Source organism: Ralstonia sp. GX3-BWBA, assembly GCF_003290055.1.
Classification (GTDB): domain Bacteria; phylum Pseudomonadota; class Gammaproteobacteria; order Burkholderiales; family Burkholderiaceae; genus Ralstonia; species Ralstonia holmesii.
Map to the genome: position 1 here is coordinate 1 of NZ_QMKS01000018.1, position 13,795 is coordinate 13,795.

The following is a 13,795-nucleotide window of genomic DNA, read 5'->3' on the forward strand; positions in this document are numbered from 1 at the left end:
CGTACATCGTCGTGTTCCTGAACAAGTGCGACATGGTGGACGATGCTGAGCTGTTGGAGCTGGTCGAGATGGAAGTGCGCGAACTTCTGTCGAAGTACGACTTCCCGGGCGACGACACCCCGATCATCAAGGGTTCGGCCAAGCTGGCGCTGGAAGGCGACAAGGGCGAACTGGGCGAAGTGGCCATCATGAACCTAGCCGACGCACTGGACACCTACATCCCGACGCCGGAGCGCGCTGTTGACGGCACGTTCCTGATGCCGGTGGAAGACGTGTTCTCGATCTCGGGTCGCGGCACCGTGGTGACCGGCCGTATCGAGCGCGGCGTCGTCAAGGTCGGCGAAGAACTGGAAATCGTCGGTATCAAGGCCACACAGAAGACCACCTGCACGGGCGTGGAAATGTTCCGCAAGCTGCTGGACCAAGGTCAGGCAGGCGACAACGTCGGTATTCTGCTGCGCGGTACGAAGCGCGAAGACGTCGAGCGCGGCCAAGTGCTGTGTAAGCCGGGTTCGATCAAGCCGCACACGCACTTCACGGGCGAGGTCTACATCTTGTCGAAGGACGAAGGTGGCCGTCACACGCCGTTCTTCAACAACTACCGTCCGCAGTTCTATTTCCGTACGACGGACGTGACCGGCTCGATCGAGCTGCCGGCCGACAAGGAAATGGTCATGCCGGGCGACAACGTGTCGATCACCGTCAAGCTGATCGCCCCGATCGCCATGGAAGAAGGTCTGCGCTTCGCAATCCGTGAAGGCGGCCGTACCGTTGGCGCCGGCGTCGTCGCTAAGATCATCGAGTAAGTGCTGTAACTCTTCCGTGCGGCTGCCAACCGGCCGCACGTGAAGTGCCAGAGTGGGGTTGACCGAAATGGCAACCCCAAAGCTGTTTTAGGGGTATAGCTCAACTGGCAGAGCGTCGGTCTCCAAAACCGAAGGTTGGGGGTTCGATTCCCTCTGCCCCTGCCAATTCATCAGCCGCGTCGCGCAGGAAAACGCGCCACGCGGCTTAGTCTCGTTTGGGAAACATGGCCAATCCGAACGTCGAAACCGTCAACACCGCCAGCGGCAAATGGTTGCTGGCCTTGGCGTTCCTACTGCTGGTTGCTGGGGTGATCGGTTTTTACCTGCTGGCGCAACAGCCGAGCTATGTCCGTGCTGCCTCGCTGATCGGCGGGCTGGTGTTGGGCGCAGGCGTTGCGCTGGTGTCCGCACCTGGGCAGGGCTTCATCGAGTTCGCGCGCGAGTCGTACCGCGAAGTTCGCAAAGTGGTGTGGCCGACGCGAAAGGAAGCCGGGCAGATGACCGGTCTGGTGTTTGCGTTCGTCGTGATCATGGCCCTGTTCCTGTGGTCTGCGGACAAGCTCATCGAGTGGGTGATCTTCTCGCTCGTGCTGGGCTGGAAATAATCGGGTAAAGCCATGACGGATAACGTAGCGAACGACACGTCCGCGGATTCGTCCGCACCGGCCTCGAAAAAGCGCTGGTATGTCGTGCATGCCTATTCGGGCATGGAAAAAAGCGTGCAACGCGCGCTGCAGGAGCGCATCGAGCGCGAAGGCCTGCAACATCTGTTCGGCCAGATTCTGGTGCCGTCGGAAGAGGTGATGGAGAGCAAGAGCGGTCGTAAGACCGTGACGGAGCGCCGCCTTTTCCCCGGCTATGTCTTTGTCGAAATGGAGATGACCGACGAGACCTGGCACTTGGTGAAGAACACTTCCAAGGTGACTGGTTTCATTGGTGGTACGGGCAATCGCCCCTCGCCGATTTCCAAGAGCGAAGTCGACAAGATCATGGCCCAGATCCAGGAAGGGGTCGAAAAGCCGCGTCCCAAGACGCTGTTCGAAGTGGGGGAAATGGTGCGCGTGAAGGAAGGCCCGTTTACCGATTTCAACGGCAACGTCGAGGAAGTGAACTACGAGAAATCGCGCCTGCGCGTTTCCGTGACGATCTTCGGGCGTGCGACGCCCGTCGAGCTCGAGTTCGGTCAGGTCGAGAAGGTTTAAAAAATCGGCGTGGTGGCGCGAGCCACCGCGCCATTCGCCCGGTCCACTGGACTTGGCGGGCAACGGTGGCGAAGCCGCCCGCGCCAACAGAGGAGCGTCGGCTCTGCGCCGATGCGTTACCACTCAACAGGATTGCCGTGGTCGTTTGAGCTAGGCAATCCGGATTGGAGTCAAGATGGCCAAGAAAATTATTGGCTTTATCAAGCTGCAAATTCCGGCTGGTAAAGCAAATCCGTCCCCGCCCGTCGGCCCGGCCCTGGGTCAGCGCGGTCTGAACATCATGGAGTTCTGCAAGGCGTTCAACGCGCAGACTCAAGGTATGGAACCGGGCTTGCCGGTGCCGGTGGTGATCACCGCTTTCGCCGACAAGAGCTTCACCTTCGTGATGAAGTCGCCGCCGGCGACCGTGCTCATCAAGAAGGCTGCCGGTATCCAGAAGGGTTCCGCCAAGCCGCATACCGACAAGGTCGGCAAGATCACTCGCGCTCAGGCAGAAGAAATTGCCAAGGCGAAGAACGCTGACCTTACCGCTGCAGATCTGGACGCCGCCGTGCGTACGATCGCCGGTAGCGCCCGTTCGATGGGTATCACGGTGGAGGGCCTGTAATCATGGCAAAGATTTCGAAGCGTACGGCTGCTAACAAGGCCAAGGTCGAACGTACCAAGTTCTATCCGATCGACGAAGCGCTGAGCCTCGTCAAGGAATGCGCCAGCGCCAAGTTTGATGAGTCCATCGACGTGGCCGTGCAACTCGGCATTGATGCAAAGAAGTCGGACCAAGTGGTCCGTGGTTCGGTGGTGCTGCCTGCTGGTACTGGCAAGTCGGTGCGTGTGGCCGTGTTTGCCCAAGGCGACAAGGCCGAGCAAGCCAAGGCTGCTGGCGCTGAGATCGTCGGCATGGAAGACCTCGCCGAGCAGATCAAGGCCGGCAAGATGGACTTCGACGTCGTGATCGCTTCGCCGGACACGATGCGCGTGGTCGGTACGCTGGGTCAGATCCTCGGCCCGCGCGGCCTGATGCCGAACCCGAAGGTCGGCACCGTGACGCCGGACGTTGCTACGGCCGTGAAGAACGCCAAGGCTGGTCAGGTTCAATTCCGTGTCGACAAGGCCGGTATCATCCACGCCACCATCGGCCGCCGCTCGTTCGAGCCGGCAGCGCTGAAGAGCAATTTGGCTGCACTGCTGGACGCACTGACCAAGGCCAAGCCGGCATCGAGCAAGGGTGTGTACCTGCGCAAGGTCGCCGTCTCGTCGACGATGGGCGTGGGCGTGCGCGTTGACCAGGCGACCCTGGCTGCCTGACCGCTCTCGATCATTCGCACTGGGTGGCCCGATAACCATCCCGGTGTTAGCAGTTTTCTCTCGCGTGGCCCCGGCCACGCGGACCCTTGAAGTTTGAGGGACAAGACTTTGGGCAGTGGTAGACGTTTGCGCGAGCAAGCCGACGCCGCTGGTTATCAAAGACCGTTGGCGGTGAAGGGCTCCTTGGGGCCAACGCCTTAATCGCGGCTCCCTCCGGAAACGGCGGCGATGCTCGGCCAACGCAGATGGCGCCCCCGAAGGGAATAAGTGACTTTGGTATTGCCGAAGTGATTTGTGCCAATCGGACGCCGTACTTTTGGACTGACCGAGGTGACCGCAGTGACTGCGGAAACCGAAGTCGTTTTGGAGCTTAACCGTGGCACTCAATCTCGAAGATAAGAAGGCCGTCGTGGCCGAGGTAACGGCGCAAGTCGCCAAGGCCTCGACCATCGTCGTTGCTGAATATCGCGGTATCACGGTTGGCGATCTGACCAAGCTGCGCGCGCAAGCGCGCCAGCAAGGCGTCTACCTGCGCGTTCTGAAGAACACGCTGGCACGCCGCGCTGTTGAAGGCACGCCGTTTGCCGAACTCGCCGAGCAACTGACTGGCCCGCTGATCTACGGTATTTCCGAAGACGCAGTGGCCCCGGCCAAGGTGCTGAACGATTTCGCCAAGGGCAATGACAAGCTGGTGCTGCGCGCCGGTTCGTACGATGGCAAGGTTCTCGACGTCGACGCCGTGAAGGCGCTGGCAACGATTCCGAGCCGCGAAGAACTGCTCAGCAAGCTGCTGTTCGTCATGCAGGCTCCGGTGTCGGGCTTTGCCCGCGCCCTGGGTGCCCTGGCTGCCAAGCAAGGCGAAGGCGAGGCTGCAGCGGCCTAATAGGCTGCAGCACCGCGTACAGATCGCACGATCGATACCGAATCACATTCTGGAGTTATTCAAATGGCAATCACCAAAGACGACATCCTGGAAGCCGTTGGCGCGATGTCCGTGATGGAACTGAACGACCTGGTCAAGGCGTTCGAAGAGAAGTTTGGCGTGTCGGCTGCTGCCGTGGCCGTGGCCGGTCCGGCTGCTGCTGGTGGCGCTGCTGCTGCTGAAGAGCAAACCGAATTCACCGTGACGCTGAAGAGCGCCGGCGCGAACAAGGTTGGCGTCATCAAGGCCGTGCGTGAAATCACCGGTCTGGGCCTGAAGGAAGCCAAGGACCTGGTCGATGGCGCACCGAAGCCCGTGAAGGAAGGCGTCGACAAGAAGACCGCCGACGAGCTGGTGAAGAAGCTGGTGGAAGCCGGCGCGGAAGCCGAAGCCAAGTAAGTGCAGGTCTCGCGTGCCGTACTCGGTACGCGATAGAGGCTGGCAAAGGGATATTTCCCGGCGCCAGCCTTTTTGCGCTTGTAGGGCCGATTGTTGAGCGATTCCGCAATCACGCTTTAAGTATCGTTGAAGTCTCTTTGCCGGGTTTTTCCGGCAGCCGGCCAGGACAAGGCCAGCAGAGGCCAAACATCAGTGGCACACTAGGCTGTTCGCAGTCCGCTGATGTTTGTCTTCTGAACCGACTGCAGAAGGCAAGTTTGGTCGGGTACTCCCCCGTCCGTAGCATGGGCTCCATGGGCCCATGTGCGGGTGGCGCGCGCAGTACCGTCAGCCAGAGGTTGGTAGCGGCCAACCGCCAAATCCCGTCACCAGTCGCTGAACACCTCAAGTGTCAGGCGTGCTTTATCGCCTTAAGTCCGTCGCGCGCACTTGCGATGATTCGGAGATCCCATGGCGTACAGCTTTACCGAGAAGAAGCGTATTCGCAAGAGTTTCGCGAAACGCGCAACGGTTCATCAGGTTCCCTTCCTGCTTGCCACCCAGATTCAATCGTATGCCCAGTTCTTGCAGGAGAACGCTCCTGTTGCACAACGCAAGAGCGAAGGTCTGCAAGCGGCGTTCAACGCCATTTTCCCCATCGTGTCGCACAATGGTCTGGCACGCATGGAGTTCGTGTCGTACCACCTGTCCAACCCGCCGTTTGACGTCAAGGAATGTCAGCAGCGTGGTCTGACCTTCCACTCGGCGCTGCGCGCAAAAGTGCGCTTGATCATCAACGACCGCGAGAATCCCACCAAGGTCAAGGAGATCAAGGAGCAGGAAGTCTACATGGGCGAAATTCCGCTCATGACCTCCACCGGTTCGTTCGTGATCAACGGTACGGAACGTGTGATCGTGTCCCAGCTGCACCGTTCGCCGGGCGTGTTCTTCGAGCACGACAAGGGCAAGACGCACAGCTCGGGCAAGCTGCTGTTCTCGGCGCGGATCATTCCGTACCGCGGCTCGTGGCTCGATTTCGAATTCGACCCGAAGGACATCCTGTACTTCCGCGTTGACCGCCGCCGCAAGATGCCGGTGACGATCCTGCTGAAGTCGATCGGTCTGACGCCGGAGCAGATCCTGGCGCACTTCTTCGTGTTCGACAACTTCACGCTCAAGACCGAAGGCGCACTGATGGAATTCGTGCCCGAGCGTCTGCGCGGCGAAGTCGCTCGCTTCGACATTTCCGACAAGAACGGCAAGGTCGTGGTCGAGAAGGACAAGCGCATCAACGCCAAGCACATCCGTGACCTGGATTCCGCCGGCACCAAGCTGATCAGCGTTCCGGAAGACTACCTGCTGGGCCGCGTGCTGGCGAAGAACATCGTCGATCCGGATACCGGTGAAGTCCTGGCCAACGCTAACGACGAACTGACCGAAGGCGTGCTCGAGAAGCTTCGCGACGCCGACGTGAAGGAAATCCAGACGCTGTACACGAACGACCTCGATCAAGGTCCGTACATGTCGGCGACGCTGCGTACGGATGACACGGCCGACCAGACCGCCGCGCGTATCGCTATCTACCGCATGATGCGCCCCGGCGAGCCGCCGACCGAAGACGCCGTTGAAGCGCTGTTCCAACGTCTGTTCTACAACGAAGACTCGTACGACCTGTCGCGCGTTGGCCGCATGAAGGTCAACAGCCGCTTGAACCGTTCGGCTGGTACCGGCCCGATGGTGCTGACGGACGAGGACATCCTCGACACGATCAAGCTGCTGGTGAACCTGCGTAACGGCAAGGGCGAAGTGGACGATATCGACCACCTCGGCAATCGCCGTGTGCGTTGCGTCGGCGAACTGGCGGAAAACCAGTTCCGCGCCGGTCTGTCGCGTGTTGAGCGTGCCGTGAAGGAACGTCTGGGCCAGGCCGAGACGGAAAACCTGATGCCGCACGACCTGATCAACTCGAAGCCGATTTCGTCGGCGATTCGCGAGTTCTTCGGTTCGTCGCAGCTGTCGCAGTTCATGGACCAGACCAACCCGCTGTCGGAAGTCACGCACAAGCGCCGTATTTCGGCCCTGGGCCCGGGCGGTCTGACGCGCGAGCGTGCGGGCTTTGAAGTCCGTGACGTGCACCCGACCCACTACGGCCGCGTCTGCCCGATCGAAACGCCGGAAGGTCCGAACATTGGTCTGATCAACTCGCTGGCGCTGTACGCACAACTGAACGACTACGGCTTCCTCGAAACGCCGTACCGCAAGGTTGAAAACGGCAAGCTGACCGATCAGGTGGATTACCTGTCGGCCATCGAGGAAGGCAAGTACGTGGTGGCGCAGGCCAACGCGACGCTGGACAAGGACGGCAACCTGATCGACGAACTGGTCTCCGCGCGTGAAGGTAGCGAGCGTGAAACCCGTATGGTCACGCCGGACCGCGTGCAGTACATCGACGTGGCACCGTCGCAGATCGTGTCGGCTGCAGCTTCGCTGGTGCCGTTCCTCGAGCACGATGATGCAAACCGTGCACTGATGGGCGCAAACATGCAGCGTCAGGCCGTGCCTTGCCTGCGTGCAGACAAGCCGCTGGTGGGTACCGGCGTCGAGCGCACCGTGGCAGTGGACTCGGGTACCGCCGTGCAGGCAACCCGTGGCGGCGTGGTCGACTACGTTGATGCGAACCGCGTGGTGATCCGCGTGAACGATGCCGAAGCTGTCGCTGGTGAAGTCGGCGTGGACATCTACAACCTGATCAAGTACACGCGTTCGAACCAGAACACGAACATCAACCAGCGTCCGATGGTCAAGGTGGGCGACGTCGTTGCCCGCGGCGACGTGATCGCTGACGGCGCCTCGACCGACATGGGCGAGCTGGCGCTTGGCCAGAACATGCTGGTCGCGTTCATGCCCTGGAACGGCTACAACTTCGAGGATTCGATCCTGATCTCGGAGCGCATCGTGGCTGAAGACCGCTACACCTCGATCCACATCGAGGAGCTGTCGGTCGTAGCTCGCGACACCAAGCTCGGACCGGAAGAAATCACGCGCGACATCTCGAACCTGGCCGAAGCCCAACTGGCTCGCCTGGACGAATCGGGCATCACGTACATCGGCGCTGAAGTGGAAGCCGGCGACGTGATGGTCGGCAAGGTCACGCCCAAGGGCGAGACCCAGCTGACGCCGGAAGAGAAGCTGCTGCGTGCGATCTTCGGTGAGAAGGCGTCCGACGTGAAGGACACCTCGCTGCGCGTGCCTTCGGGCATGAGCGGTACCGTGATCGACGTGCAGGTCTTCACGCGTGAAGGCGTGGTGCGTGACAAGCGTGCCCAGTCGATCATCGACGAAGAACTGAAGCGCTACCGCCTGGACCTGAACGACCAGCTGCGTATCGTGGAAGGCGATGCCTTCCAGCGTCTGGAGCGCCTGCTGGTGGGCAAGGTTGCCAACGGCGGCCCGAAGAAGCTGGCCAAGGGCACCGCGCTCACGAAGGAATACCTGGCCGATCTGGACAAGTGGCACTGGTTCGACATCCGCCCGGCGGAAGACGAAGTCGCGCTGCAGCTGGAAGCCGTGAAGGTCGCCATCGAGCAGAAGCGCCACGACTTCGACCTCGCGTTCGAAGAGAAGCGCAAGAAGCTCACGCAAGGCGACGAACTGCCGCCGGGCGTGATCAAGATGGTCAAGGTGTACCTGGCCGTGAAGCGTCGCCTGCAGCCTGGCGACAAGATGGCCGGCCGTCACGGTAACAAGGGTGTTGTGTCGAAGATCACCCCGATCGAAGACATGCCCTACATGGCCGACGGCACACCTGCTGACATCGTGCTGAACCCGCTGGGCGTGCCTTCGCGGATGAACGTGGGTCAGATTCTCGAAACCCACCTGGGCTGGGCCGCACGCGGTCTGGGCGAGCGCATCGGCAACATGCTCAAGGCGCAAGCCAAGGCTGCCGAGATCCGCAAGCTGCTGGGTCAGATCTACAACGAGAGCGGCAAGGTTGAAGATCTGGACAGCCTGTCGGACGCTGAAATCCTGGAGTTGGCCGAGAACCTGAAGAAGGGCGTGCCGTTCGCGACGCCGGTGTTCGATGGTGCGCATGAGGACGAAATCCGTCGCATGCTGGACCTCGCCTATCCGGCAGACATCGCGAAGGAGAAGGGCCTGACGGCTTCCAAGCAACAGGTCACGCTGTTCGACGGTCGCACCGGTGAAGCCTTCGAGCGTCCGGTCACGCTGGGCGTGATGCACATGCTGAAGCTGCACCACTTGGTCGACGACAAGATGCACGCGCGTTCGACCGGTCCGTACTCGCTGGTGACGCAGCAGCCGCTGGGCGGTAAGGCCCAGTTCGGTGGCCAGCGTTTCGGTGAAATGGAAGTGTGGGCACTCGAAGCGTACGGCGCGTCCTACGTGCTGCAGGAAATGCTGACCGTGAAGTCGGATGACGTGAATGGCCGGACCAAGGTGTACGAGAACATCGTCAAGGGCGAGCACTCGATCGATGCCGGCATGCCGGAATCGTTCAACGTGCTGGTGAAGGAAATCCGCTCGCTGGGTATCGACATCGACCTCGAGCGCAACTGAGCGCCGATGCGGTGAGGGCGTGGCGGCAGCATCGCCATGCCCTGGTAACAGCAGCCATTGACGAAGATTTAGGGTCGGCGACTTTGGGTCACACCAAGACGCCAGCCTCAAACTCAAGGAGTTTGGAATGAAAGCATTGCTCGACCTATTCCGTCAGGTACAGCAAGAAGAGCAGTTTGACGCGATCAAGATCGGCCTCGCGTCGCCTGAGAAAATCCGCTCGTGGTCCTTCGGCGAAGTCAAGAAGCCCGAGACCATCAACTACCGTACGTTCAAGCCTGAGCGTGACGGTCTGTTCTGCGCCAAGATCTTCGGCCCGATCAAGGATTACGAGTGCCTGTGCGGCAAGTACAAGCGCCTGAAGCACCGTGGCGTGATCTGCGAGAAGTGCGGCGTTGAAGTGACGCTGGCCAAGGTGCGCCGTGAGCGCATGGGCCACATTGAACTGGCTGCGCCGACCGCGCACATCTGGTTCCTGAAGTCGCTGCCGTCGCGTCTGGGCATGGTGCTCGACATGACGCTGCGCGACATCGAGCGCGTGCTGTACTTCGAAGCATTCGTCGTGGTTGAGCCGGGCATGACCGCGCTCAAGAAGAGCCAGATCATGTCGGAAGACGATTATCTGGCCAAGTGCGACGAGTACGGCGAAGGCGAATTCGTCGCCATGATGGGCGCCGAAGGCATTCGCGAGCTGCTGCGCGGCATCGACATCGAGAAGCAGATCGAGACGATCCGTGCTGAGCTGCAGGCCACGGGCTCGGAAGCCAAGATCAAGAAGTTCGCCAAGCGCCTGAAGGTGCTCGAGGCATTCCAGCGTTCGGGCATCAAGCCGGACTGGATGATCCTCGAAGTGCTGCCGGTGCTGCCGCCCGAGCTGCGTCCGCTGGTGCCGCTGGATGGCGGTCGTTTCGCCACGTCGGACCTGAACGACCTGTATCGCCGCGTGATCAACCGGAACAACCGTCTGAAGCGTCTGCTTGAGCTGAAGGCGCCGGAAATCATCGTGCGCAACGAAAAGCGCATGCTGCAGGAAGCGGTGGACTCGCTGCTGGACAACGGCCGTCGCGGCAAGGCGATGACCGGTGCCAACAAGCGTCCGCTGAAGTCGCTGGCTGAAATGATCAAGGGTAAGGGCGGCCGTTTCCGTCAGAACCTGCTGGGCAAGCGCGTGGACTACTCGGGCCGTTCGGTCATCGTGGTGGGCCCGACGCTGAAGCTGCACCAGTGCGGCCTGCCCAAGCTGATGGCGCTCGAACTCTTCAAGCCCTTCATCTTCCACAAGCTGGAAACGATGGGCATCGCCACCACGATCAAGGCGGCGAAGAAGGAAGTGGAAAGCCAGACGCCGGTGGTGTGGGACATCCTCGAAGAGGTGATCCGCGAGCACCCGGTGATGCTGAACCGCGCGCCGACGCTGCACCGTCTGGGTATCCAGGCGTTCGAGCCGGTGCTGATCGAAGGCAAGGCGATCCAGCTGCACCCGCTGGTCTGCGCGGCGTTCAACGCCGACTTCGACGGTGACCAGATGGCTGTTCACGTTCCGCTGTCGCTCGAAGCGCAGATGGAAGCGCGCACGCTGATGCTGGCGTCGAACAACGTGCTGTTCCCGGCCAACGGTGATCCGTCGATCGTGCCGTCGCAAGACGTGGTGCTGGGTCTGTACTACACGACCCGCGACAAGATCAACGGCCGCGGTGAAGGCATGACGTTCGCCGACATCTCGGAAGTGATCCGCGCCTACGAGAACAAGGAAGTCGAACTGGCTTCGCGCGTGAACGTGCGGATCACCGAGTACGACCTGGTGAACCCGGAAGCTGACGGCGACGCCCGCTTCGCGCCGAAGATCACGCTGCAATCGACCACGGTCGGTCGCGCGATCCTGTCGGAGATTCTGCCGAAGGGTCTGCCGTTCTCGGTGCTGAACAAGCCGCTGAAGAAGAAGGAAATCTCGCGCCTGATCAACACGGCGTTCCGCAAGTGCGGTCTGCGCGAAACCGTGATCTTCGCTGACAAGCTGCTGCAGTCGGGCTTCCGCCTGGCAACGCGCGCCGGTATCTCGATCGCCATCGACGACATGCTGGTGCCGCCGGCCAAGGAGAAGATCATCTCCGAGGCTGCCGCCAAGGTGAAGGAATACGACAAGCAGTACATGTCGGGTCTGGTGACGGACCAGGAGCGTTACAACAACGTCGTGGACATCTGGGGTGCCGCTGGTGACCAGGTGGGCAAGGCGATGATGGAGCAGCTCCAGACCGAAGACGTGATCGACCGCAACGGCAACACCGTCAAGCAAGAGTCGTTCAACTCCATTTACATGATGGCCGACTCGGGCGCACGGGGTTCCGCGGCGCAGATCCGTCAGCTGGCAGGTATGCGTGGCCTGATGGCCAAGCCGGACGGCTCGATTATCGAGACGCCGATTACCGCGAACTTCCGCGAAGGCCTGAACGTTCTGCAGTACTTCATCTCGACCCACGGTGCACGTAAGGGTCTGGCTGATACGGCACTGAAGACCGCGAACTCGGGTTACCTGACCCGTCGTCTGGTCGACGTGACGCAGGATCTGGTGGTGGTGGAAGACGATTGCGGCACCTCCAACGGCGTGGCCATGAAGGCCCTGGTCGAAGGCGGTGAAGTGATCGAAGCCCTGCGCGACCGTATCCTGGGCCGCGTGGTCGTCAACGACGTGGTGAACCCGGAAACGCAGGAAACCGCGATCGAAGCCGGCACGCTGCTCGACGAAGACATGGTGGACCTGATCGACGCGCTGGGCGTGGACGAAGTGAAGGTTCGCACGCCGCTGTCCTGCGATACGCGCTACGGCCTGTGCGCCAAGTGCTACGGTCGCGACCTCGGCCGCGGTGTGCTGGTGAACTCGGGCGAAGCCGTGGGTGTGATCGCTGCGCAGTCGATCGGCGAGCCGGGCACGCAGCTGACGATGCGTACGTTCCACATCGGTGGTGCGGCATCGCGTGCGGCAGTGGCATCGAGCGTGGAAGCGAAGGCAACCGGTACCGTGCGTTTCACGGCGACCATGCGTTACGTCACCAACGCGAAGGGCGAGCAGATCGTCATCTCGCGTTCGGGCGAAGCGCTGATCACCGACGACCACGGCCGTGAGCGTGAGCGCCACAAGATCGTGTACGGCGCAACGCTGCTGGTCAAGGATGGTCAGTCCATCAAGGCCGGCACGCAGCTCGCCACGTGGGATCCGCTGACGCGTCCGATCATCTCGGAGTACTCGGGCACCATCAAGTTCGAGAACGTCGAAGAAGGCGTGACCGTCGCCAAGCAGATGGACGAAGTGACCGGTCTGTCGACGCTGGTGGTCATCGATGCGAAGCGTCGTACCGCTGCCACCAAGGGCATCCGTCCGCAGGTGAAGCTGCTCGACTCGTCGGGCGCTGAAGTGAAGATCCCGGGCACGGACCACTCCGTGACCATCGGCTTCCAGGTGGGCGCGCTGATCACCGTGAAGGACGGTCAGCAAGTGCACGTGGGTGAAGTGCTCGCACGTATCCCGACCGAATCGCAGAAGACGCGTGACATTACCGGTGGTCTGCCGCGTGTGGCCGAGCTGTTCGAAGCCCGTTCGCCGAAGGACGCCGCCGTGCTGGCGGAAGTCACCGGTACGACTTCGTTCGGTAAGGACACCAAGGGCAAGCAGCGCCTGGTGATTACGGATCTCGACGGCAATGCCCACGAGTTCCTGATCGCCAAGGAAAAGCAGGTGCTGGTGCACGACGGCCAAGTGGTCAACAAGGGCGAAATGATCGTTGAAGGCCCGGCTGACCCGCACGACATCCTGCGTCTGAAGGGCGTGGAAGAACTGGCGACCTACATCGTCGACGAAGTGCAGGACGTGTACCGTCTGCAAGGTGTGAAGATCAACGACAAGCACATCGAAGTGATTGTTCGTCAGATGCTGCGCCGCGTGCAGATCGTCGATACCGGCGACACCCGCTTCATCCCGGGTGAACAGGTGGAGCGTTCGGACCTGCTCGACGAAAACGACAAGGTGATCGCGCTGGGCAAGCGTCCGGCGACCTACGAGAACCTGCTGCTGGGTATTACGAAGGCATCGTTGTCGACCGACAGCTTCATCTCGGCGGCGTCGTTCCAGGAAACCACGCGCGTGCTGACCGAAGCCGCCATCATGGGCAAGGTCGACGACCTGCGTGGTCTGAAGGAAAACGTCATCGTTGGCCGTCTGATCCCGGCCGGTACCGGCCTGGCCTACCACCGCGCCCGCAAGGCGAAGGAAGTGGCTGACCGCGACCGCGCTGCAGCGATTGCCGAAGAGGAAGCCGCTTCGATCTTCGAAACGCCTGCCGTCCAGCAAGAAGGCGACGCGTAAGCGAACGCAAGCAACACCATCAAAGCCCGGCCATGTGCCGGGCTTTTTTTTTGCCCGCGTTCTTCTCCGGCGCTTTGTGCGGACACCAAAAACAACACCGGCGTCGCCCGATTCGTATTTTCTTGAGACGTTAACCCGCCTTAACATGCCAACCGCTATGATTTCGCGGTTATAGACCGGCACTTTTTACAATCTGCGCGCCCTCCAGCGAAGCAGGTTCCAGCAAGTCGCCGGCCCCTCCAGTCTT

9 protein-coding genes and 1 tRNA gene are annotated in these 13,795 nt (G+C 61.2%); all 10 read left to right on the forward strand.

Features of this window, described 5'->3' with window-relative positions; genetic code table 11:
- The coding region (locus tag DOD19_RS17185; RefSeq protein WP_025574505.1) for an elongation factor Tu at positions 1–806 on the forward strand (806 nt) is incomplete at its 5' end.
- Positions 807–895: 89 nt separating this feature from the next.
- Positions 896–971 (forward strand) — tRNA-Trp (locus DOD19_RS17190).
- A gap of 59 nt (positions 972–1,030) precedes the next feature.
- A complete protein-coding gene (secE, locus tag DOD19_RS17195; protein WP_024977901.1) occupies positions 1,031–1,411 on the forward strand; it encodes a preprotein translocase subunit SecE in 381 nt (126 codons plus the stop codon).
- A gap of 12 nt (positions 1,412–1,423) precedes the next feature.
- Positions 1,424–2,008, forward strand: a complete 585-nt coding sequence (gene nusG / locus DOD19_RS17200) for a transcription termination/antitermination protein NusG (RefSeq protein WP_024977900.1) — start codon at positions 1,424–1,426, stop codon at positions 2,006–2,008.
- A gap of 175 nt (positions 2,009–2,183) precedes the next feature.
- Positions 2,184–2,615 (forward strand): 50S ribosomal protein L11, encoded by a 432-nt coding sequence (gene rplK / locus DOD19_RS17205; RefSeq protein ID WP_004634453.1) that lies wholly within the window; start codon positions 2,184–2,186, stop codon positions 2,613–2,615.
- A gap of 2 nt (positions 2,616–2,617) precedes the next feature.
- Complete coding sequence (rplA, locus tag DOD19_RS17210; protein WP_045202996.1) at positions 2,618–3,313, forward strand: 50S ribosomal protein L1; 696 nt, start codon at positions 2,618–2,620, stop codon at positions 3,311–3,313.
- A gap of 376 nt (positions 3,314–3,689) precedes the next feature.
- The gene (rplJ, locus tag DOD19_RS17215) at positions 3,690–4,196 is read left to right on the forward strand and encodes a 50S ribosomal protein L10 (protein ID WP_004634455.1); all 507 of its coding nucleotides are present in this window, start codon (positions 3,690–3,692) and stop codon (positions 4,194–4,196) included.
- A gap of 63 nt (positions 4,197–4,259) precedes the next feature.
- Entirely contained in the window at positions 4,260–4,634 is a 375-nt protein-coding gene (gene rplL / locus DOD19_RS17220) for a 50S ribosomal protein L7/L12 (RefSeq protein ID WP_004634456.1), read from the forward strand.
- Between the two features lie 450 nt (positions 4,635–5,084).
- Positions 5,085–9,191 (forward strand): DNA-directed RNA polymerase subunit beta, encoded by a 4,107-nt coding sequence (gene rpoB, locus DOD19_RS17225; protein WP_024977897.1) that lies wholly within the window; start codon positions 5,085–5,087, stop codon positions 9,189–9,191.
- 127 nt (positions 9,192–9,318) lie between these two features.
- A complete protein-coding gene (gene rpoC / locus DOD19_RS17230) occupies positions 9,319–13,548 on the forward strand; it encodes a DNA-directed RNA polymerase subunit beta' (protein ID WP_024977896.1) in 4,230 nt (1,409 codons plus the stop codon).
- The last annotated feature ends 247 nt before the right edge of the window (positions 13,549–13,795 follow it).

Excerpts from the sequence above, each read along its gene's own strand:
- secE (WP_024977901.1), top strand. The coding sequence starts at position 1,031 with ATGGCCAATCCGAACGTCGAAACCGTCAACACCGCCAGCGGCAAATGG.
- nusG (WP_024977900.1), top strand. The coding sequence starts at position 1,424 with ATGACGGATAACGTAGCGAACGACACGTCCGCGGATTCGTCCGCACCG.
- rplK (WP_004634453.1), top strand. The coding sequence starts at position 2,184 with ATGGCCAAGAAAATTATTGGCTTTATCAAGCTGCAAATTCCGGCTGGT.
- rplA (WP_045202996.1), top strand. The coding sequence starts at position 2,618 with ATGGCAAAGATTTCGAAGCGTACGGCTGCTAACAAGGCCAAGGTCGAA.
- rplL (WP_004634456.1), top strand. The coding sequence starts at position 4,260 with ATGGCAATCACCAAAGACGACATCCTGGAAGCCGTTGGCGCGATGTCC.
- rpoB (WP_024977897.1), top strand. The coding sequence starts at position 5,085 with ATGGCGTACAGCTTTACCGAGAAGAAGCGTATTCGCAAGAGTTTCGCG.
- rpoC (WP_024977896.1), top strand. The coding sequence starts at position 9,319 with ATGAAAGCATTGCTCGACCTATTCCGTCAGGTACAGCAAGAAGAGCAG.